The sequence below is a fragment of the Polyangium sp. y55x31 genome (assembly GCF_029946505.1).
Taxonomy (GTDB): Bacteria; Myxococcota_A; Polyangia; order Polyangiales; family Polyangiaceae; genus Polyangium.
Genome location: NZ_JARZHG010000001.1, coordinates 179732 through 203971 on the forward strand (window position 1 = coordinate 179732; position 24240 = coordinate 203971).

At 65.0% G+C, this 24240-nt stretch carries 3 protein-coding genes; all 3 read right to left on the reverse strand.

Going from position 1 to position 24240, the window contains the following annotated elements; genetic code table 11:
* Genes QHF84_RS00495 through QHF84_RS00505 form a run of 3 tightly spaced genes read right to left on the reverse strand, consistent with a single transcriptional unit; the run spans position 1 to position 23995 of the window.
* Complete coding sequence (locus QHF84_RS00495; protein ID WP_281311126.1) at positions 1-711, reverse strand: aspartate/glutamate racemase family protein; 711 nt, start codon at positions 709-711, stop codon at positions 1-3.
* Positions 708-14129 carry a non-ribosomal peptide synthetase gene (locus QHF84_RS00500; RefSeq protein WP_281311127.1) on the reverse strand — a complete coding sequence of 4474 codons (13422 nt, stop codon included), beginning with the start codon at positions 14127-14129 and terminating at the stop codon, positions 708-710. Before QHF84_RS00500 ends, QHF84_RS00495 begins: the two co-directional genes overlap by 4 nt.
* Positions 14129-23995 carry a non-ribosomal peptide synthetase gene (locus QHF84_RS00505; protein ID WP_281311128.1) on the reverse strand — a complete coding sequence of 3289 codons (9867 nt, stop codon included), beginning with the start codon at positions 23993-23995 and terminating at the stop codon, positions 14129-14131. Before QHF84_RS00505 ends, QHF84_RS00500 begins: the two co-directional genes overlap by 1 nt.
* Positions 23996-24240: the final 245 nt, after the last annotated feature.

The following is a 24240-nucleotide window of genomic DNA, read 5'->3' on the forward strand; positions in this document are numbered from 1 at the left end:
CTACGTTCCCGAGCGGACAATTTCGTAAAAATCACGGGCGACGATGCTGAACGCATCGATCGCGCGAATCGAGCTGCTTTCGCGGGCGTCGAGGGCTTTCGCCAGAAGGTGGAACTCCGTACACCCCGAAATGAACGTCCGCGTCCCGTATTTGTCGAGCAAGCGCTCGAGGGTAGGTAGCGCGATGCGCGGATCCCTGCCCTTCTTCAGGACGTCGAAAATGAGCGCCATGATGACGTCCCGATCCGTACGGTCAGGCTCGACGATTCGGTGGGCGTTCTTGCAGCCCTCTTGAAACAGGCGTTTGTCATAGGTGCCCAACGTGGCGATGAGCAGCGCGGGCTCGTTGCTCCTCTCGAGCTCGCGATCGATGATCGTCATGATGGGGAGCACCTTCTTTTTGGCCTCGGCGGTGATCCCCGGCAGCGAATAATGCGCCGTGCAGCAGCCGATCAGGATTCGATCGCAGAGAGGATCGAGGCGCCGGAGTTGCGTCTCCATGAACACGAGGAAGCGCTCCTCATTTTTCGTGTAGATGCTCTCGTTGCGATCGGGCGCCGAGGGGAGCGAGAAGAGGATGACCTGAGGCGCGTCCTGCTCCTTGGCCTTCGGATTGTATTCATAAATGGTCTTGACGAACTCGGCAGAGACGACGGGGCCCATGCCTCCGAGGATGCCGAGCGTGGGCGACGGCTGGACCGCGGTGTTCATACGTCCTCCAGTGCATCCAGATCGGCCAGTTGCCCGGCGATGACATGCGCGATCGCCTGGACGTGAGGCTCCTCGAGCATGCTCGTATGCATGCCCGGAACGCGTATCGCCGTCACCGAGGCGAGCGCCGACCAGCCTTCCACCTTCTTTCGACCGAGGTCTTCGCCGTCGTCGGCGGCTACGAACAGCACGAACGGCGTGGGGACGAGGTCCCGTGGAACATAAGGCATCCGTCGATTGGCTTGGAAGACGTTCAGCAACCCGCGCACATGCGTGAGGCTCGCCCCCGGCGCAAGGACCCCAACCTTCTCGAGGCAGCCCCGCAAGACGCCGAAGCGCTCGTCCGACGCGAGCGGCGCGAGCTTGTCGGCCGTGAACGAAAAGACCTCATCGAACGTCGCTGCGACGCCCGAAATGAAGTCCGCGATCACCTGCTCCTCGTTCAGATCATTCTTTCTCGGTTCCACCATGTCGGGTGAGCTAGAATCGAAGATCCAGAGGTTTACCTTTTCGCCGGCCCGGACGAGCGCCTGCGCCATCGCGAAGGCCACCCTTCCGCCCCAGGAATGGCCGCAGAGGCGATAAGGCCCGCGTGGAGAGACGGCACGAATCTCGGTTATGTAGCGGTCGACGACCTCCTCGATCGTCGAATACGGCCTGGTGACACCGTCGAGGCCGACCGTTTGGAGGCCATGGACGGGCAGATCGGGTCCGAGGTGCTTCGCCAGGCCATGAAACCCGACGACGTTGCCACCAAGGCCGGGGACGCAAAAGAGCGGGCGCCGCTTGCCTCCGGGCTGGATCGCCACGAGCGGGGCCCATCCATGACTCTCATCGAAGCTCGCAAGGAGCTGCGTCATCGCCTCCACCGTGGGGTGCTGGAAAATGGCGCTCAATGGCAGGCGTTTGCCGAAGGCGTCCTCGACCTTCGCCATGAGCCGCACGGCGAGGAGCGAGTGACCTCCCAGATCGAAAAAATCGTCGCGGACACCCATGGGCGCGACATCGAGGACCGACTCCCAGATCTCGAGGCACTTCTGCTCGTGAAAGCTCCGTGGTGGGACGTACTTTTGCCTAGGAGCCGTCGCCAGGGCTGGTGGTGGCAGCGCTCGACGATCGACCTTCCCGCTCGTGTTGAGCGGCAATGTGTCGAGCGCTACGAATGCCGAGGGGATCATGTAATCAGGCACCATGCTTCGCATGAAATGGCGCAAGGCAGCGGCCGTAGGCGCAGCGGAGAGCGCGCTACCTTCCTCTCGACGCCCGACGACGTATGCGACGATTTGCTTTTGCATCCCCTCGCCGAAGGTCGTGACGGCAACACGCTCGACGTCCGGGTGCTGTGAGAGCGCTGCCTCGATGGCACGGAGTTCGACGCGGACGCCACGAATCTTGACCTGTTCGTCGCGGCGACCGAAGATCGAAATGGTGCCGTCCGGTCGGTAGCGGCCCACGTCGCCCGTGAAATAAAGCAGATCCTCGGGGTCATCGCGATACGGGTTCGGCGAGAATCGCCTCCGTTCTGCCTCGGAGCCATTGATGTACCCGTTCGTTCGGAACGGCGTCCGGATGACGATCTCGCCGGCCTCGCCAATGCCACAGAGATGGCCGTTACGAAGCACGAGCCCCTGGGTCTCGGGCATTGGATGGCCAATCGGCTGCACGCCTGTGACGGGCCGATCGGGGACCTCGAAGAAGAACTTCGTCATGGTCGTCTCCGTGGCCCCGTAGAAATTCATGATCTTGGCCTTTGGAAACGCCTCTCGCAAACGGCGGATCAATACGTCGCGCAGCGGCTCGCCTGCGAGGACGATGCAGCGAAGGCTTTCGATCGCACGCCTGTCCGCCATGTCCGAAAGCCACGTCTCCGCCACGGATGGCACGGTATGGATGAGCGTGATCCGGTCCCGCTCCAGCCACTCGGCGAACCGGCGCCCGTCCATCAGACCGTCATCCGTGTGCAACGAGAGCGAACCTCCGCTCGTGAGCGGAAGAAAAATGTCGCGCAACACGGCATCGAACGAGAGAGCGATGAGCTGCGCCACGCGATCGCCTCGACCCACGCCAAGCAGCTTCCTCTCCCATTGCAAGAAGTGCGAGAGGCTCTTGTGAACGCCCAGCACTCCCTTGGGAACGCCTGTCGTGCCGGAGGTGAAGAAGACGTACGCGGCCGCGTTTGGCTGTATCGCGCGCGTACCGAGCGCCACCTGGGTCGTGCTGTGGCCATCGAGGCCGTGGCGAGGGTCCACCCGGATCTCCCGGATGATATTGGACGAGAGCCCCCTGACCTCGTCGTCCTCGGCAGTGAGCGAAATTGCGTATTTGGCCCCCGACGCCTCCAGCATGGCGGCGAGCCGCGACCGGGGCAGACCCGGATCGAGGAGCAAAAACGCTCCGCCGGCGTCGAGCACTCCGAGCATGCTGGCGACCAGGCCGAAGCTCTTGCCTCCACGAATGGCGACGATGTCGCTTTGCCGGACACCAAGCTCCACGAGCGCATTCGAGATGGTGGCGGCCTTTTGCGCGAGGTCGCGGTACGTCCAAGCCTCCGCGCCCCGCACGAGCGCGACGTTGTCAGGTGTGCGCTCGACCCATTCCGAAAAGAGGCTCGGGACGGGTGCGTGATGCGGCTCGGGGAGCGCGGCCTGTAGGTCCGGGAGGATCGAACGCGCGCGCTCCGTGATCAGCGAATATGCATCGATCGACCTCGCCGGTTCGTCGCAGACCTGGAGGAGCAGGTGTTCGTATTGATCGAGCAGATGCTGAATGCGGTCGGCTGCGAAGAGCTCGGCATCGTATACGGCGCACAGCTCGATTGCGCCCTCGAGATCCACGGCGTACAGCGTGAGATCGTACTTCGACTCCACGCTTGGACACGCCGTCTCTTCCACGACTCGAAGGCCGGGTAGCTCGAACGGGGCGCCCTCCGCCGGCACCATATTGAAGACGACTTGAAAGACCGGGTGATGGTTCAGGTGCCGCGTAGGAGAGAGCGCGGCGACGAGCTTCTCGAATGGAACGTCCTGGTTTGCGACCCCCTCCTGCGCCACGCGCCGCACGCGCCCGAGGAGGCCCTCGAAGGAAGGATTGCCGGAGACGTCGATGCGCAGCGCGACCATGTTCAGGAACAGCCCGATGAGCGGCTCGAGCTCGACATGGCTGCGGCCGGCGACGGGCGTGCCGATGACGAGCTCCTCCTCCCCGGACCACCGGGAAAGCTCGAGCCCGAAGACCGCGAGGAGCACGACGAAGACGGTGGTATCGTTTCGCCTCGCGAGCGACTTGACCGAGCGCGAGAGCTCGGGACCGAGCGAGTGTGAGACGGATCCGCCCGCGGACGCCTTGCGTGCCGTGCGAGGGAAGTCCTGGGGCAATGAAAGCACGGGCGGTGCCCCTCCGAGTGCACGCACCAAGGACGCGAGCTTGCCTTCCATCGCCTCGTTCGAGAGGTGCGCTCGTTGCCATACTGCGAAATCGGCGTACTGGATCGGAAGATCAGACAGCGGCGAGGGTTTGTCTTCCCTGAAGGCCGCATAAAGCGCCGTGAGCTCGCCAAGGAGCACGCCGGTCGACAAACCATCCGAGACGATATGATGCATGTCGATCGACAGGACGTGCTCCGCCTTCGAGATTCGCTGGAGATGGGCACGGAAAGGCGGCTCCTCGTCGAGCCGAAAGGGCAGCGCGGATCCGCGCGCGGCGACGTCAACGGCCGGGAGGAAGAATTCCGTCGGGCCGATGACCTGTCGCGGCTCGCCGTCCATTGCGACAAACTTCGTGCGCAGGATCTCGTGGCGGCGAACGATCTCACGCAGGCTCTTTTCGAGCGCTGCGGTGTCGAGATCACCCAGAAGCCGGAGGCGCAGTGGCATGTTGTACGCCGTGCTGTCCTCCTCGAGCTTGCTCAGAAACCAGATCCGCTCCTGGGCGTGCGAGAGCGGCAAGGGTCCGTCGCGCAGCGCCTTGGGAATGGCTTGCGCGCTCTCCGGCTTGCGCGCTCGTAGCTCGTCGATGCGCGCCGACTGCGCGGCGACTGTCGTGTTCTGGAGGAGGAGTTGTAGCGGCGGATCGATGCCGAGCGTCGTTCGTATCCGCGCCGCCACCTTCACGATGAGCAAGGAATGTCCCCCGAGACCAAAGAAGTCATCGGACACGCTCACACGGGAAACTCCCAGCACGTCGCGCCAGATCCGGGCCACGACCTCCTCCGTGGCCGTGCGGGGAGCTGCGCCTTCGTCCTGCGGGTCTGCATGCGTCTCCCGGGCGTCGAGAAGTGATTCGACGGCAATGTCGCGTGCTTTCGGCAGACACAGCTCCGAGATTCGCTTGTTCGAGAATCGGATCGCGCCGACGAGCAGCGCTTGGAGGTCGTCCCGTAACGCGATGACCGCGGCGCGATCGACGCGGCACGTGTCGAAGGCGAGGGTCGCGCCGGCATGCTCGCCATCGTGATGGATCGCGAATGCGAGCGCGTTCTTCGCGTTCATGACGGCCTCGGGTAGCTCGAGAGAGAACGGCGACCATCCGCCCGGGAGGCCCTCCGCACCCGTCACCTCGAACAAGCTCACGTCGAAGAACGGGGGTTCGCCCGAGCGGCGTGCCATTCCCTGGTCACTGACGACGACATCAAAAGGAAGCGCCTGGTGACGGTAGGCCTCGATCGCCGTCTCCCGGGCACGAGAGATCCATTCTCGGACACTGGGGTCGCCATCGAGCATCACCCGGAGCGCGACCGTGTTCGTGAAAAAGCCGAGGATCCCCTCCGTGCCCGGCACATCACGATTGGCCACGACAGCCCCGATGACGAAATCGGTCTGTCCCGAAGCACGAGAGAGCAACGCGGAAATCACCGCATACCATACGATGAAGGGCGTGCAGCCGATCGCGCGCGCGAGCGCTCCGAGGGCGCTGGATGCCTCGGCTCCGAGGCAAAACGACACATGATCCACGGGGCCAGGTCCGCGCTCCCCCCCGACACGCACGAATGGTAAAGTGAGCCTCGGACTCCCGGTGAGCAGCTTCTTCCAGTATTCGCGTGAGGGCTCGAAGGCTCCACCTTCGAGCGCGTCCTGCTCTGCACGGGCATAATCGGAGAACTGGAAGCGCGGCGAAGAGATCGCGGAGTCCTCTCCGCGGCGGATGGCGTCGTAGCGTGTGGCCCACTCGCGCATCAAGATTCCGGTGGACCATTCATCGGTGATGATATGGTGCTGATGGAGCAAAACGACGTGCTCGTCGGCAGAGATGCGAGCCACGAGCACACGCGTGAGCGGGCCTCGCTCGAGATCGAACGGCGTTGCAATCTCTGTCGAGAAGACATCGCGGAGGGACGCATCGCGTGCGTCATCGAGGAGCGCGGAGAGATCCACGACGTGAAAGCCAATGGCTGCCCGATCCCATACCACGCGAGTGGGCGCGCCGGAGACCTCCGGATAACCCGTCCGGAGGATCTCGTGCCTCTCGCTCAGCGCGAAGAGGCTGGCTCGGAGCGCCTCTGCGTCGAAATCGCCCGTTATCCGGAACGAACGTGGCACCTGGTACGCTCGAGCATCCGGGTAGAGGCGCTCGAGAAACCAGATGCGACGTTCCGTGCTGGAGAGGCCCGCGTACGGCGGAGCTCCACTCTCTCGCTCGTGGAGTCGCACGTCAGCGGCACGCTCGGGCCTCTCCACCGTCTCATCGACGAGCGCCGCGATGGCCTCGATCGTCGGGCGCTGGAAAAACGTCGCCATCGAGGGCGCATACCCGAGCGCCGACTTCATCGCGGAGAGCAGGCGAACGACGAGCAGTGAATGACCCCCGAGGGCGAAAAAGTCCTCGGTCGGGCCGACGTCCTTCACGCCGAGCATTTCCTGCCATAATCCGACGAGAGCGTGCTCCGTGCGTGAACGCGGCGCTCTTCGAAGAGGGCTTACGCTGTCCAGCGCCGGCGCCGGGAGCGCTCTGCGATCGACCTTTCCGTTGGGCGTGCTTGGTAAAACGTCGAGCGTCACGAATGCAGACGGAACCATGTACTCGGGCAACGTAGCCCGCAGGTGCTCGCGCAGCGCGCTCGGCGCGACACCATCCTTCGATGGAGCGACGTAGGCCACGAGCCGCTTGTCCCCCGGCGTGTCCTCACGAGCGAGGACGGCGCACGCACGAACGGCGGGATGCGCGGACAGCACCGACTCGATTTCTCCGAGCTCGATACGAAAGCCTCGGATCTTGACTTGGTCGTCGACCCGCCCGATGAACTCGAGGTTACCGTCGGCGCGCCACCGCACGAGATCGCCAGTGCGATACATGCGCGCTCCGGGCTCGGGAGAAAATGGGGAGGGGACGAAGCGCTCCTCCGTCAACTCGGGTTGATTCAGATACCCTCGCGCGACGCCGGCTCCGCCAACGTACAGCTCGCCCGGCGCCCCCATCGGCAAAAGCTCGCGTCCAGCGTCGAGCACATATACGCGCACATTGGCGAGCGGGCGACCGAGGATCGGCTCCGAGGATGCTTGGATCCTCGTCGCGGTGACGTCGACCGTGCACTCGGTTGGACCGTAGACGTTGAATGCCTTCAGAGACTCCACGCGGGAGAGGCGCGACCAGGTCGTACCATCGATGGCCTCTCCGCCGACGAGGATGCAGCCAGGCCCCCCTAAGCCGTTCGCGTAGAGCCCCGCGTCGAGGAGCAGCGCGGCCTGCATTGGAGTGCAATCGAGTACGTCAATCGCTCGTATCTTCAGGAAATCAACGAAACGCTCGCCGTCGAGCCGCACCTCCTGCGGCACGGGAAGGAGGGTGTCGCCGAACAAGAGCCGGAGCCATTGCTTGACCGACGCGTCGAACGAGATCGACGCATTGAGCGCGACGCGCTGCGACGATCGGTATCCCGCATGAACGGCGCGATCCAGCGCGAAGGCGAGGTTCACGGCGGACGCGTGCTCGACGACGACCCCTTTGGGCCTCCCCGTGGAGCCCGACGTGTGGATCACATACATTGCATGATGCGGGCGAACTCCCGTCTGCGGAGGCGTGTGGGGCAATGTCGACCACGGGCAAGGGGCCTCGTCCAGGCATACGACGCGCGCCCCAGTTGCAGGCGCCCTCGCCTCGAGGTGGGTTTGCGTCAGGAGCACGGGGGCTCGGGTATCCTCCAGGAGGAATTTCATGCGCCCCGCCGGATACGAGGGGTCGATGGGCACGTACGCGCCGCCGGCTTTGAGGATGCCGAGCAGGCCCACCATCATATCGAGCGACCGATCCACGCAAAGCCCTACGAGCACCTCGGGCCCGACGCCCAGGGAGCGCAGGTGATGCGCCAATCGATTCGCTTGGGCGTCGAGGACCCCATAACTCATCCGCTGTCCTTCGTACTCCACCGCGATCGCATCGGGAGCTCTCCTCGCTTGCTCCTCGAAATGCTCGTGAACGCACCGGCCGGATGGGAACTGCGCCCAGGTATCATTCCATTCGACGAGGAGCCGCCGCCGCTCCAGCCCCGTGAGCAATCGTAGCCGCCCTACCCGCTCCTCTGGATGGTCCACCACTTCGGCGAGCAACGTCTTGAAGGAATCAGTCCAGCGCAGAATGGTGGCTTCTTCGAAGAGATCCGTATTGTAAAGCCAGTATCCGGAGAGCCCGTCCTCACGCTCCGTCACGTGCAGCGTCATGTCGGTCCGGGCCGTCCGCAGGCCGAGATCGAGCGGCGAAATACGAAGGTCCGGCAGCGACAGCTCGACGTCCGGCACGTTTTGCAAGGCGAACATCACCTGGACGAGCGGGCTGTGACTCGCGCGCCGTGCCGGCGAGATCTCCTCGACCAGGCGCTCGAACGGTAGGTCCTGATGGTCAAATGCCTCCTCCGTCGTCCTCCGCACCTGTGCCAGGAGCTCGAGGAATGTGGGATCCCCCGCGAGGTTTGCTCGAAGCACGAGGGTATTCACGAAGAACCCGATGAGAGGCTCGATCTCCTGGCGATTGCGGGCGGCGATGGGCGCGCCGACCACCACATCCTCCGCACCGGAGAGACGCGAGAGCAGAATGTCGAAGGCCGCGAGCAATACCATGAACAGCGTCGCGCCCGTCCTCCGGCACAACTTCGAGAGACCCGAGGCGAGCTCCCCAGCGATCCGGAACGACACCACGGCGCCACGATGCGTCTGCACCGGTGGACGCGGTTTATCCACGGGGAGCAGCAAAAGCTCGGGCGCACCCCGAAGTTTTTCCGTCCAGTACCCGAGCAGCGCAGAATGCTCCTCGCCTTCGTGCCATCGGCGCTGCCAGAGGGCGTAATCCGCATACTGGATCGGCAGCGCAGGCAGCCGTGGCTCTTCTCCGCGGAGGAATGCCGTGTAAAGCGCAGAGAGCTCTCGCCAGAGGACCCCGATCGACCACCCGTCGGCGGCGATATGGTGCATGTGGAGGAAAAGGACGTGTTCATCGGCCGCGAGACGCAGCAGAAGAGCACGCAGCATGCAATCGGTCGTGAGGTCGAATGGTCTTCCGGACTCGATCTCCGCCATCCGCTCGATCTCGATGTCACGCTCGTCGCCGGGGATACGTTCGATGTCCACGACCGACAACGTGAGCGTGACGTCCGGGTGGATGATCTGGCGTAGCTCGGAGCCTTCCAGCGCAAACGTCGTGCGGAGGACCTCGTGGCGACGTACGATGTCGCCGAGCGCGCGTTCGAGGGCACGGACATCGAGATCGCCGATCGCCCGCAACGCCCCGAAGACGTTGTATGCCACTCCGGCGCCCCATCGATCCAGAAACCACAACCGCTCTTGCGCAAACGACGCGGGCACTGGCCCTTGCCGAGATGCCGGTACGATAGCGTCCGCTGCCCTTTTCGTTCCCCCCTGCGCGGTAGCGTGGAGAAACTCGGCGAGCCCGGCGATCGTGGGTCTGGCGAAAAATTCCCGGAGCGGAACCTCTCGCGCGAGCGAGCTCCGGACGCGCGACACGATCTGCGTCGCCAACAAGGAATGTCCGCCAAGCTCGAAGAAGTTATCGTGGATACCGATGGGATCCACGCGAAGGACCTCGGACCAGATACGGGCGACGGCGTTCTCCGTCTCGCTGCGGGGTGGGACGAAGGCCTGGCGAGAAGCGTCCCGCTGCGGCAGGGGCGCGGGCAGCACCTTCCGATCGACCTTGCCATTCGACGAGATGGGCAATGCGTCCAGCGTCACCCAGGCTGCAGGGAGCATGAACTCCGGCAACTTCGCGGACAGCGCGTCCCGCAGGAGCGGGACGAGGCGGCGGTGCAGCTTGCCGAGGAGGGGGTTGTTCGCATACGCCCTCCACGGCAACGACGTCGGGCATGATGTCCGAATCGTCGCATCTCCCCGTCGCGCTTCGCTCCCGCGCCTGGACAAGACGACATCCATCGTCCCGACATCGCCGGTGGAAGACCAGAAAATGTCGACATCATAAGGCAACACATCGCCCAGCGCGAAGAGATCCGCGGGATCCACGCCTTTTGGTCCCTCCGCAATGGCTCGGCGAAGCTCGGAGACGCGCTCCTCATGCGGTTGCGCGAGCCATGCGATCGTCCTCGATTCCGCGCCGAGTCGCGCATTGGGCACGTTCGCGATACCGACATGGTCGGGCTGAACCATGACGAGCCACTCCCTCAGGGACTCTGGGGTCCACGACGACCGCGCGAAATTCTCGACGCGCGTGGGCATCGTCCGCTCGGCGCGCGCTACGCCAGCGCCCGAGAGGCGCAGGACGACCTGATAACGGAAACGCGTGAGCTCGTTGTGGAAGCGGCCTCGCTTGAATCCGAGCTCGACATTTTCGATCTGCGGCCACTTCGATCGCAGTGCCAGGAAAAAATCTGGGTCGAGGAGCAACTCCTCCTCCTCGAGGATCCGTTGCTCCACGAGCGCCGCGAACTCGGACCGCCGCATCTCGTCGGGCGCTCGAAAGAGCTGCACCGACGCGTGGTACGCCTCGAGCAGCTTGAAGCTCCGCACGTCGCCGATGTACACGGCTCCGCGTGGCGCTACGGCCCGGAGCGCGCCCTCGACGACGCGGAGCATGTAATCGACGCTCGGGAAATACTGAGCGACAGAGTTCAGGACCACGACATCGAAGAATCCTTCGGGTATACCGGCAAAATCATCCGCCATTCGCTGAGAAAGCTTCACGTGCTCGAGATTGCCGAGAGCACTCCTCATTCGCTCGACATGCGCGAGGGCGCTTGCTGCGTGGTCCGTTCCCCAGTACGCTTCGCAATCCGGCGCAACACGAGCGAGAAGCAAGCCCGACCCGCAGCCGATCTCGAGCACACGGCGCGGGCGAAGCGCGCGAATCTCCCGCACGGTGGCTTCCGTCCACTCGGCCATCTCGATGGCAGGAATGGGTCGTCCCGTATAACTCGAATTCCAGCCGGTGATGTTGAACGCGGCGTCGTCGCCGTCGTGCTCTTCGGCGTAGGTCTCTTCATAGAGCCGCCGCCATTGCTCGACATGTTCGTCTTGCATTGCATCGTCGCCCGATTTCGGAACGACGTACGCCACGAGCCGCGGCTCGCCTCTCGTATCGTCACGGAGCAAAACCTTCACGTCGCGGACCGCAGGATGCAGAGCGATCGCGGCCTCGATCTCCCCCGGCTCGACGCGATGCCCCCGGACTTTGACCTGCTCATCGGCGCGCCCCAGGAATTCGAACCAGCCGTCCGCGCGGAGCCGCGCGAGATCCCCCGTCCGGTAGAGCCTGCCATCGCCGAAGGGGCTCTCGACGAAGCGTGAAGCCGTGAGCTCGGGTCTGTTCAGATAACCACGCGCCACCCCCGAACCACCAATGTAGAGCTCACCCACGACACCGATGGGCGCGAGAGCCAACGTGGGCTCGAGGACGTACGCCTGCGTATTGTCGATGGGTCGACCGATCGGCGGGGTCTCGCGTGCATCCACGCAACGCATCGCCAACGACCAGATCGTCGCCTCGGTCGGGCCATAAAGATTGAAGAACCGGCGATCACGGCCCCATATCCTCACGAGCTCCGCCGAGCAAACCTCACCGGCGACGTTGATCGTGTGCAGGTGCGGGAGCGGCTCGGCGGAGAGAGCCGAAAGCACCGAGGGGGTGAGCGTGGCGGCGGCGACGCGGTGGCGCGCAAGGAATGCTTCGAGCGGACCACCGGGCAGCATAACCTCGCGCACGCCCATGCAGAGCGCGGCGCCGACCGAGAGCGCCATCCAGATCTCGAATGTAGCGGCGTCGAAGCATATCGAGGCGAATTGGAGCACGCGGTCGCTCGGTCCGAGCTCGAAGATGCGCCTCTCGGCCTCGACGACATTGCAAAGGCCTCGGTGCTCGACGAGTACACCCTTGGGTTTTCCCGTGGAGCCCGAGGTATAGATGACGTACGCGAGGGTTTTCGGCCCTGCATCACTTCGAGGGGCCTCCGGGGAAGCGGATGTGATGGCAGCAGCATCGGCCTCCGCGTCCAGGCGTAGCACCGCGATACCATGCCCGAGTCGATCCGCGAGTCTGGCCGTGGTGATCACGAGCAGCGGCCGCGCGTCCTCGATCATGAGCGCGAGGCGCTCCTTGGGGTACTCTGGATCGAGCGGCAAATATGCGCCTCCAGCCTTGAGGATGGCGAGGAGCGCGACGATGAGGTCGATACCACGCGGCAAGCAGAGGCCGACAAGCGTCTCCGGACCGACACCTCGTGATTGGAGGTGGTTCGCGAGTCGGTTCGCGCGTTCGTCGAGCTCGCGATACGAGAGCGTCATGGCGCGCGCCCCATCATCGAACAGCAGCGCCAGGGCGTCGGGCGTCCGCTCGACCTGTGCCTCGAAGACACGGTGGACGCCCGCTTCGCGCGGGTATGTTGCGGTCGGCCCGGTGCCCTTCGCCAGGCAGAATGCCTGCTCGGTGCCATCGAGCATGGGCAGATCGCCGACCCTCGCCCCCGGCTGCGCCACGATGCCTGCGAGCAGCGTCTGGTAGCGGGCGATCATTCGCTTGATGGTGCCTGATTCGAAGAGCGCGGTATCGTAGACCCAATGGCCCGTGAGCGCGCCGTCTCGCTCGGTGAGGTGCACCTCGAGATCGAGCCGCGTGTACTGGGCCTCGTCGGGAATTCGATGGACCACGAGCCCTGGTAGGGCCATTTCCCTCTCCGGCGTGTTCTGAAGCGCCAGCGCGACCTGGACCAGGGGATGGAAGCTCGGATTGCGCTCGGGCGCGAGCTCATCGATGAGGCGCTCGAATGGCAGATCTTGATGCGCGTACGCGTCCTGCGCTGCTTTCCGGACACGCGAAAGCAGATCGAGGAAGGTCGGGTTGTCCGACAGATCGGCGCGAAGCGCGAGGGGATTGACGAAAAACCCGATGAGCGGCTCGATCTCGGTCCGGCCGCGACCGGCGATCGGCGCGCCGACCACGATGTCCGTTTCGGCGCAAGAGCGGCCGAGGAGCACGTGGAGCGCGGCGAGCAACGTCATGAAGAGGGTAGCGCCCGTGGAGAGGCCCAGGCCCGAGAGGCCTCGCGTGAGCTCTTCGGAGATTCGAAACGGGATCGATTCGCCGCGGAACGCGGCTGTACGCGGGCGCGGATGGTCCGTTGGGAGCCTGAGCAAGGCGGGCGCGTGCGACAGCGCCTTTTTCCAGTACGAGATCAGCTCGGTGAGAGCGTCGCCCGAGAGGCTTCGCCGCTGCCATACCGCGAAGTCCGCATATTGTATCGCAAGGTCGGGTAACGGCGATGGTCGTCCGGCGGCGAACGCTCCATAAAGACTCTCGAGCTCATGCATGAGCACGCCCATCGACCAGCCATCCGAGGCGATGTGGTGCAGGGTCAGGAAAAGAACGTGCTCGCGAACCTCCTCGTCTCTCGCGCCACACGCGAGGATCGTCGCGCGCAGCATTGGATCCTGTGCCAGATCGAAGGGTCGCCCGGCCTCCTCGCGGGCGAGCCGCCGCACGTCCGCCTCCTGCTCTTCCAGGGAAAGATGGCGGAGATCGATGATGGGGAACGAAATGGGCGCGGGGTCATGGACGACCTGATACGGCTCCCCATCGCGCTCCGAAAACGTCGTTCGCAGGGTCTCGTGGCGGCGTACGATTTCGTCGAGGCTCCGCCGAAGCGCGTCGAGGTCGAGCGTGCCGCAGAGGCGCAGCGCAATGGGCATGTTGTACGCCGCGGCGCTGCCCATCCGATCGAGAAACCAGAGACGCTGTTGTGCGAAGGAGAGAGGAAGCCCACCGGCTCGCGGCACTGGCTCGATGGGCGACTCCTGTTCCGCCACGACAACCTGCCGGAGAAACGCGATGATATCGTCCCTGTGCCTCGAAATCTCCTCGCGCAGCGCGTCCGTGAGGGCGCCTCGCGGCGCCCTGAAGCGAAGGCGGTCGCCCTCGACCCATAACTTGACACCACGCGCGAGAGCGTCTTCGAGCAACCTTTCGATGGTCATCACAGATCGCCCTCTTCTTCGTGTTCCTCCGTGACGCCATCGTCTCGCGTGGACACGATGCTCTCGCTCCTCGCCACGAGATCACGCGCCAGCGCCGCATGATCGAGGAACGAAGCGAGGGCGGCCACGGTGGGTAGCTCGAAGATGCGCTGGAGCGGCAATCGTACGGAGAAGGCGCGGTTGAGCCGGGCGAGCACCCGTGTCGCCATGAGAGATTGGCCGCCGAGCTCGAAGAAATCGTCGTGGATCCCGACGCTTCCGCGTCCGAGGATGTCCTGCCAAATGGCAGCGACCGCCGCCTCGGTCTTCGTGCGGGCCGCCACCGGAGGGGCCGTCGAGCGCGTCGATGTCGGCATCGGCAACGCAGCACGATCGACCTTCCCGCTCGTCGTGATACGGGGGATCTCGAAAAGGACGACAATACGCAATGGGATCATGTGCTCCGGCAATGTCACCCGCAACGCTTCGAGGATCTCCTCCTCGATCCCCGCGCCGCGCCCCTCGGCGGGGACGACGTATCCCACGAGTGCTCGCTGATTGCCGAGTTCCTGCACGACCACCGCCGCGTCCCGCACCGCAGGGAGCTGACGGATGTTCGCCTCGACCTCCTCGGGCTCGACGCGATAACCGCGAATCTTGATCTGGTTGTCGATCCGCCCCAGGAAATCGAGCGTTCCATCGGGCAACCACCGAACCAGATCTCCCGTCCTGTAAAGGCGGCGAGGCCCGGCTTCGCCGCTCGACCCGGGCGGCGGCGGCAGCGCATCGAGCACGACGAATTTCTCCTGCGTGAGCGCGGGCTGCCCGAGATAGCCACGGGCGGGGCCGATCCCACCGATGTAGAGCTCGCCCGGAACCCCCACGGCGACCGGCCTCTGATGACGATCGAGCACGTAGGCGGTGCGATGCGCGAGCGGTTTGCCCACGGGGATGCGGGCGCGTCTCGCATCGAAGTCACGCGGCACCTCGTACACGGCGGCGGCAACCGTGGCCTCGGTTGGACCATAACAATTGAAGAGCCGGACGTGCTCGGCGAGGGGCGTTTTTCGCCATGGGCCGAGTACATCGGCGGGCATGACGTCTCCGCCGATGATCAGGGTGCGCAAGCGATGCCCAGAAAGCAGCGCAGGATCGTCGAGCCACTCGAGCGTGAGCCCACGCCAGTGCACGCCCGACGTGTCGAGCACGGACACGCCGAGCTCGACGAGCTTTTGTGTGAATGCGCGCGGCTCGAGATCCCAGTTCGGGAGCACGGCCGTGGCACCGGCACAAAGCGCGGGGAAGAGCTGCTCGACCGAGGCATCAAAGTGGTACGACGCGAGGACGAGCACGCGGTCGGCGGGAGACAGGGCGTGGAATCGGCGATAGTGCGCGCAATGCGTCACGAGGGATCGATGCTCGATTTGCACGCCCTTGGGCTGCCCGCTCGATCCGGACGTATAAATGACGTACGCGAGGTCGGCGAGCGCGACGCCACTCTCGGGTGCCTTCGTCGGAAGCGCCAACGAAGCCGCCGCTCCGTCGCGCGGCAAGACGACGACACGCACATCACTTCGTGGCACCGTCGAAGCGAGCTCTGGCTGGGTGAGGAGAATGCGCGCGCCGGTGTCCTCGAGCATGAACGTCACACGATCCCGAGGACTCTTGGGATCCATCGGTACGTAAGCGCCGCCGGCCTTGAGCACGGCGAGCATTCCCACCACCATCTCGATCGACGCCTCGACGAGCATGGCGACGAGCGTCTCGCGGACCACGCCGAGGGCGCGGAGCTCGTGCGCGAGCCGGTTCGAGCGCTCGTCGAGCTCGCGGTACGTCAGGCTGCGGGAACCTACGCCCATTTCATCGAATACGATCGCCACGGCGTCCGGTGTCCGCGCGCACTGCTCCTCGATGAGGTGGTGAATGCACCGATCCGGAGTCGGATCGAGGGCCGTCTCATTCCATTCGATCAGGATTTGCCGCCTCTCCTCCGGCGTCAACATCTCCAGATCGCACACGTTGCGCGATGGATCAGCAACGATGGAATCGAGCAGCATCCTGAAATGGGAGGTCATTCGCGCGGCCGTCGCTGCGTCGAGGCGCTCCTCATCGTAGACCCACACACATGCCAGGCCGTCTTCGGTCTCGATGATGTCGACCTCGAGATCCATTCGCGCCCGCGTCTGCTCGAGCGGAAAGGGCGTGGCCGAGATCCCCGGCAGCGTGAGCGACGCTGTCGGGGCGTTTTGGACGGCAAAGAGGACTTGAACAAGCGGATTGCGGCGCGGGACGCGCTCGACGGCGAGCGCCTCCACGACCCGCTCGAAGGGCAGCTCCTGGCGCTCGAACGCCCAAAGCGTCGCCTCCTTGATGCGAGCGAGGAACTCCAGAAACGTCGGGTTTCCCTTGAGGTCGCCGCGCAGGACGACCGTGTTGACGAAGTAGCCGATCAGCGGTTCGAGGGACTCTTGCTCGCGATTGGCGACCGGGGTCCCGACGAGCAGATCGACCATTGCCGTGTAACGCGACAACAGCACCTGGAAGGCGGCGAGCGTGATCATGAAAAGAGTGGCGCCGCTCTGCCGGCCGATGCGCCGTAGACCCTCCGCGATATCCCGGTCGAGCCGGAACGTCACGCACCCGGCGCGCCTCTCGCCGTGCCGCGGCGGCACGACAGCGTCCGTCATGGAGGGCAGGTCGAGCAGCGTCGGCGCGCCCCGAAGCCTCTCGCAGACGAGACCGAGCTCGCGCTCGAAGACCTCCCCTCGGAGCCGCTCCCGCTGCCAGACCGCGTAATCCGCATACTGGATCGAGAGCTCCGGCAAACCCGACGGCCTCCCGCACGAGAATGCCGAATACAGATCCGAAAGCTCACGGCAGAGAACGCCGATCGACCAGCCATCGGAGGCGATGTGATGCATCGTCAAGAGCAGTACGGATCGCTGGTCCCCGAGTCGAAGAAGCCGGCCGCGCAGCATGGGACCGTTCTCGAGATCGATAGGCTCGTCTCCGTCCGTCTCGATCCATGACCGCAACACGTCGGCGCTCGACGGCGGAGCGAGCCCCGAGAGGTCCACGATGCGGAGGCAAAACGTCGACGGCGGTCGAATGATCTGCCAGATTTCGCCGCGCGCCTCCAGGAAGCTCGTCCGCAGGGTCTCATGGCGCCGCACGATCTCCTCGAGTGACCGCTCGAGCGCGAGAACATCCAGCGGCCCTTCCAGGTTCACGGCAAACTGACTGTGGTATGCGCGACCCAAACCGAGCTGGTCGAGCAACCATAACTGCTGCTGGGCAAAGGAGGCCGGCAATGCGCCGTCGCGCGGAGCCTTCGGAATCGGCGACGGAGCGGCAGCGCTCTCGTTCTCCCCGGCGGACTTCAACGCATCGACGTGCTCCGCGAGGAGCTCGATGGTCGGCCGCTCGAAGAGGATGCGCAATGGGACGTGCACGCCGAACGCGTCGCGCATCCTGCCGATGACTCGCGTCGCCATGAGCGAATGCCCGCCGAGCTCGAAGAAATCGTCGCGGATGCCCACCGCCTCTGTACCGAGCGCATCTTGCCAGATGTGCGTGATCGTGATCTCCGTCGGGCTCCTGGGCGCGCCGCCACGGGCCCGTGTTGCGCTCCGGCCCTTGGTGGGCATGGGCAGGGCCGCGCGATCGACTTTGCCGTTGGCGGTCAAAGGAATGGCGTTCAGCACCGTGAACGTCGAGGGTACCATGTAGTCGGGCAGGCGCGCCGCGAGGGCCTGCCGCAGCGCAGGCGGGAGCGTACGCCGCAGCTTCCCGAGCAAGGGGTCGTTGGCGTAGGCAGAAAGCGGCATCAGCGTCTCCACGCGACGACGAATGCCTGGGTCGGGCGCGCCCTCGCGCACGAAGACCGCTTCCATGGTCGCCCCGGTGGGATCCTCCGCGCAGCCGAGCTCGACGCGGTATGCGTGCTCCTGACCGAGCGCCCACAGGTCCTCCGGATCGACACCGAGCGGTTTGCCCGAACATTCGACGCGAAGCTCGTCGACGGCCTCCTCATGATCGCCACCCAACCACTGGAGTGCGCGGAGCTCACGCCACAATCGCGCATTCGGGATGTTGCGAAGCAACAGGGCGGGCGCCTGCGACGCCTGGAGCTGCTTGCCGAGATCGACGAGGCTGAGGCCCTCGCGGTCGAAATCGCGCCATTCACCTGCGCCCTCGTTCCCGTGCGCGAAAACGTGGTCCTCACGCGTGGGGCCCACGCGGAGGATCGCGTGATATCGGAACCGATTGAGCTCGTTGTGGACGCGCCCGCGCAGGAGCCGTATGCGCACATCCTCGATACCCGGCAAGATCCGCGGCAACGACAGGAAAAAGCCCGGGGCGAGCAAGAGTTCTTCCTCGTCCTCCGCCTGCTGCGCGAGACGCGCGGCGAGCGTCCCGCGATCGAGCGCGCCGGGAGATGCATGGAGCGCGACCGACGCATGAAGCGCGGGGAGCAGCGTGAGGTTCCGCAAATCTCCGAGGAATACGTGACCGCCCGGCCTCGTCACGCGCAGGGCGCCCCGGAGGACGCCGAGCAAATACTCCACGCTCGGGAAATACTGCACGACCGAGTTCATCACGACGAGGTCGAACGAATGATCGGCGATCCCCTCGAAATCGTCCGCCATCCGTTGCTGGAGGCGGACGGAGCGAAGGTTGTCATTCTCCTGCGTGAGCCGATGCGCGCGCGCGATCGCCCGAGCGGAGCAGTCCGTGCCCAGGTAGGTGTCGCATCGTGGCGCGATCCGGGCGAGGACGAGCCCGGATCCGCAGCCGATGTCGAGCACACGCGTGGGCTCTAGGGCGCGCAGCTCCCCGATCGTCCCCTCGAGCCATTCGTTCATTTCGGACGTCGGGATGTCCTCCCCCGTGTAGCTGGAAGTCCACCCAGCAAAATCGGACGCATCGGTGCTCCCCGTCGCGCCGTAGACCTCTTCGTAAAGGCTTTGCCATTCCTTCACGTGCTGGGTCTCCACGGATTCGCGCTCGCGGGTCGGGACGACGTAGGCGACGATTCGCTTCTCGCCCGTATTGTCCTCGGAGGTTTGGACCGACGCGTCCTTTACGCAGGGAATTCCGCGCAGGGCTGCTTCGATCTCACCGAGCTCGATCCGGATCCCGCGCACCTTGACCTGGTGATCCAGTCGCCCGAGGATCTCCAGATGGCCATCCGCGCGGAGGCGCCCGAGATCTCCCGTCCGGTAGACGCGCCCCTTTGCGAATGGGTCGTCGATGAACGCTTCACGCGTGAGCTCGGGGCGATTCAGGTACCCTCGCCCCACCCCGACCCCGCCGATCCAAACCTCTCCCGCGACGCCGAGAGGCGCAAGATGACCCCCGCGGTCGACGATGTAGATGCGCGCATTGGGGATCGGACGTCCCAGCGGGAGCGGCTGCGCGGGGACGTCGCAAAACATCGCGGTCGACAGCAACGACGCCTCGGTCGCGCCGTACACATGGACGAATTGACGCCCCTTCCCCCACTGCTCGAGGAGAGCAGGCGGACACGCCTCGCCCCCGACGTGTATCATCCGCAAATCGGGCAGGTCTGCCGGAGGAAGGGCCGCGAGCGTCGAGGGGGTCACGGCCATCGCCGTGATACGGTGACGCGAAAGGAAATCGGACATCATCTGCCCGGACGCGAGGTCATCCACGCCGCCCGTGTAGAGCGACGCGCCGACGCGCAGGGCCATCCAGATCTCGTACGCGGAAACGTCGAAGCTGGGAGACGCAAACTGCAGGACACGGTCGTTGCTCGTCAAACCGAACATTCGGATCTGCGCCTCGGTGGCATTGACGAGCCCTCGATGGTCGAGGAGCGCACCCTTCGGCGTACCCGTGGATCCGGATGTGTAGACGACGTATGCGAGGTTCTCCGGACCGACGCCGCTGTCGGGGTTTTCCTCGTCGAGCGATGCCGAGACGACGTCATCGCCGTCCATGAAGACGAGCTGCGCGACCGAGGGCGGGAGGCGCTCCACGAAGCGCGCCTCCGTGACCACGACAGGCGGCCTCGCGTCCGAGAGCATGAGGTCGAGGCGGGCGCTCGGGTAGGCCGGGTCCAGCGGCAGATAGGCGCCCCCAGCCTTGAGGATGCCGAGCATGCCGATGACCATGTTTGCCGAGCGCGGGAGACAAAGCCCGACGACGATCTCCGGGCCGATACCGATGCTCCGTAAATGGTGCGCCAGGCGGTTCGCCTGCGTATTGAGCTCGTGGTACGTGAGGCGCGTCTGGATTTGCCCGTCCTCGAAGACGAGCGCGACGTTCTCGGGGCAGCGCCGGCATTGCTCCTCGAAGAGCTGGTGGATGCAGCGAGCCTCCGGGATATCGGCCGTCGTGCCGTTCCATTCGTCGATGATCCAGCGCCGCTCCGGGGTGGTCAGCAGAGGCAGCTCGGAAACCCTGCTCTCCGGGCGCTCGGCAGCAGCGCGGAGGAGCGTCCGGAAATGGCCGATCATCCGATCGATCGTGCCCCGATCGAAAAGATCGGCGTCGTAGAGCCAGTAGCCCGCCACCTCGTCGCCTCGCTCGAAGAGGTGGACCTCGATGTCCGCGCGAACGATGTGCACGTCGATGGCGATCTCGCGGACGTCGAGCCCCGGCAGGACGAGGTCGGCCATCGAGGCGGGTTGCAGCGCGAAGATGACCTGGACCAGGGGATTGTGGCTGAGGGCGCGCTCCGGGTTCAGCTCTTCGACGAGCCACTCGAATGGGAGGCGTTGGTTCGCGTATGCCTCCTGGCTCCTCTTCTTGGTCTGCGCGAGCAGCTCGAAAAACGTGGGGGCACCCGAGAGGTCGACCCGGATCGGGAGTGTATTGGCAAAGAAACCAATGAGGGGCTCGAGCTCCTGTCGAAATCGGTTCGCGATGGGCACGCCCACGCAGAAGTCCTCTTGACCGCCATGGCGCCCGAGCAGCACCTCGAAGCCCGCCAGCAGCGTCATGAAGAGGGTCGTGTCCGCCCTCCGCCCGACGTCGCGGAGGCCTCGGATGGTCTCCGCGTCGAGAGGGCACTCTGCCCTGCTGCCCCGGAATCGCTGGATCGAAGGACGCGGCCTGTTCGTGGGGAGCTCGAGGAGCGGTGGCGCGTGCTCGAGCTGCTTCCTCCAGTATCGCGCCTCCGCGTCGAGCGCACCGCCGCTCATCCATTGGCGCTGCCATGCCGCAAAATCCGCGTATTGCACGGAGAGCGCAGGGAGAGGGGGCTGCGATTCTCCCCGGATGTACGACGTGTAGAGCGCGTGGAGGTCCCGAACGAGGACCCGATACGACCAGCCGTCGGACGCGATGTGGTGCATCGTGAGAAACAGGACGTGGTCGATCGGTGTGCCGCCAGGGTCGCCCAGGCGGAGCAGGCGCGCACGCAATGCGAGGTCGACACGGAGATCGAAGGGCTCCGAGGCCTCCGTTCGAGCGAGCCGTTCCATCTCGCGCACTTGCTCCTCGCCTGGCAAATGGCGCAGATCGACGAGGGGAACGGTGAGCGAAGCGAAATCATTGACGCGTTGGCACGGCATCCCATTCTCGACGTGGAATGTCGTACGCAGGCTCTCGTGGCGACGCACGAGCCCTGAAAGCGCCGAGGAGAGGGCCTCGACATCGAGCTCGCCCGTCATCCTCACCGCCGAAAAGTTGTTGTAGGACGACGCGGCTCCGAGCTGATCCAGAAACCAGAGACGCTGCTGCGCATAGGAGAGCGGGATCGCGCTCGTTCGATTCTGCCGCTCGATCACGAGGAGGCCATGATCCTTGCCCTTCCCCATGGCGAGACCATGCTCCGCGGCGCGAATCGACTCGAGATGGGCAGCGAGTCGTTCGGCGGTCCTGTGCTCGAACACGACGTCGAGGTCCAGGGACGCGACCACCTCGCGCTGGAGCCGGTTGAGCACCATGACCGCGCGGAGCGAGTCTCCCCCGAGCGCAAAGAAGTCGTCGCGAATGCCTACGCGCTCGACGCCCAGCGCTTCGGCGAAGAGGTCGACGACCCGGCCCTCGAGCTCCGTGCGCGCGACATCGACGTTCGGTGCGGCGCAAGCCCCCTGATTTCGGCGGCGAATCTCCGCGAGGATATCGTCGACCGAGGAGAGGTCGCGCGCGATTCGCTCGAAGATGCGGGCGCTCGGGCCCGTGCCTCGCTTCGCGACGGGCGCGGGCGCGTCGTCATGCGCGGCGAGCTCCTCCTTGCCTTCGCCCGGATGAAACTCGAGCATGGCCATCGTCGAAGCCCGGCAGCGCGCCGTCCACGCGCCGTCGCCGTCGTCGCGCACCTCGCCTCCGAGGGCGCGCACGAAATCACACGCGGGGCGGTTCCTCTTCGTTGGCCTCAGGGGCACGTCGATCCACGTGATTCCCCGCTCGATCGCGATCGAGCCGAGGTGACGCATGACGTGATGCTCGACGCCACGTCCGAGCACGCGGCAGCTCAGGAGAAGCGTGTCGACGACGAGCGTATCGCTTTGCGTCTCGAAGAGGAGCAAGCCGACGAGGCCGTAGGCTCCGAAGCGATCGGAGACGGTCACGGCCCTGCATTCGAGCGCGCCCGAGCGGCAGAGATCGAGGAGCTCGCCCTCGCTGCGTCTGCGCACGGTCGTATTGAACTGGTTCGTGCGCTGCGTGAGCTGCGCGGCTCGGGGAATACGTGCCGGGTCGAGCGGCGCGATGTCGACCTCGAGCCCGAGCCCGGCGATGAACTCGGCGAAATGGAAGGCCGTTCGCTGGTAGCTCGCTCGTTGCACGTTCTGCAGATAGAGCTCCGTCCGACTCCGGTCCTCCTCCGTGATCACCATCTGGTCGAAGGCCCATACGTGCGCGAGGAGCGACGGGATCCGGCTCCCGTCCTCGGGAAGCTCGAGGGTGAGGACCTCGGGGCAATGGTCCCTCATCTCGGCGCATTCGATGGGATTGTCGTCGATGAAGATGAAGCTGTCGAGACCGAGGCCTAGCTCGCGCGCCAGGTCGCGCACGTTCTCCGGCTTGGGGCGCCAGTTGATGCGGGTCGCCACGAAATGCCGACGTTCGAGCGGCATGTCGCGGCGCTCGTCGAAAACGGCAAGAACGTCGTCTTCCTCATTCTTGCTGCAAAGGCAAAGGAGCTTTCCTTTGGCCTGCTCGGCGACGACGAAGTCCTGCAGCGCCCGCCGGGGCGCGTCGAGGATCACGCCCAAGGGCCCGTCCTCGGCGACGACGCCGCGCCACAAGGTCTGATCACAATCGAGCACGATCACCTTGTGAGGCGGCCGGAGGAGCGCGGAGATCTTGCGTGCAATGAGGGTCCCGAGCGCACAAAAGAACGGAATCGTGTACGGGACGTGGCCGCGCTTCTCTCCGATCGGGTCATACCATTCGGAGGTGGGGTACACGGTGCCGACGGCCTCGCTGGTCACGACGTGCACACCGTCGATGGCACGAGCGGCTAGGGCGAGCTCCTGTTCGGCACGCGCGAGCAATATGCGTCTTTCGGCGTCTGCGTCGGGGTCGCCTGGGCAAAGGAAAACCAGGCAAGGAAGCCGGCGCGGCGTGGCGCAGAGAGCGCGGACGAAGTCGTTCGTGATCCGAGTGAGCCGTTCTCCGGGGGGCTCTGTGTGACTTCCTTCGGTGAGCCAATCCTCGAGCCGCAAGAGGACGACGTTCGCGCCCGGACCGCTGCGCGTGAATTCGCTCGCAGGATCGAGGAGCTGCTGGAAGACCTGATTGTAGGGTGCGAAGTGGATCTCGGCAGGGATTCCGAGCTCGGCCATCCAGAACGCCAGGGTGTCGCTCAGGGGCTCGCTCGCGAACGTAGCGGCAATGATGACGGTGGCGCGCGCCTGCTCCTGCGTAACTTGCTCGGAATCAAGCTCGACCGCAACAGCACTCTTTACCATGGGTCAAGGAACGTTCAGCCAATTGCCGGCGAGCAAGCGGGGCCTCACGGGTGGGTGGTCTCGACGGTTTCGTTTGCAGTATGCATCGTGCACCCACCCAGGCGTAAACAAGAACACCGCCCAACCAACGTTAGACGAACCACAAACAAGGACGCTGCATCGAGCAGTTTACCAACAGGTGGAAGCTTTCGTCGACCACGGAACATCAAAAACGTACCCGTCACCGCACCGCTGCGCGCAGCGCT

Excerpts from the sequence above, each read along its gene's own strand:
- QHF84_RS00500 (WP_281311127.1), bottom strand. The coding sequence starts at position 14,129 with ATGACCATCGAAAGGTTGCTCGAAGACGCTCTCGCGCGTGGTGTCAAG.
- QHF84_RS00505 (WP_281311128.1), bottom strand. The coding sequence starts at position 23,995 with ATGGTAAAGAGTGCTGTTGCGGTCGAGCTTGATTCCGAGCAAGTTACG.
- QHF84_RS00495 (WP_281311126.1), bottom strand. The coding sequence starts at position 711 with ATGAACACCGCGGTCCAGCCGTCGCCCACGCTCGGCATCCTCGGAGGC.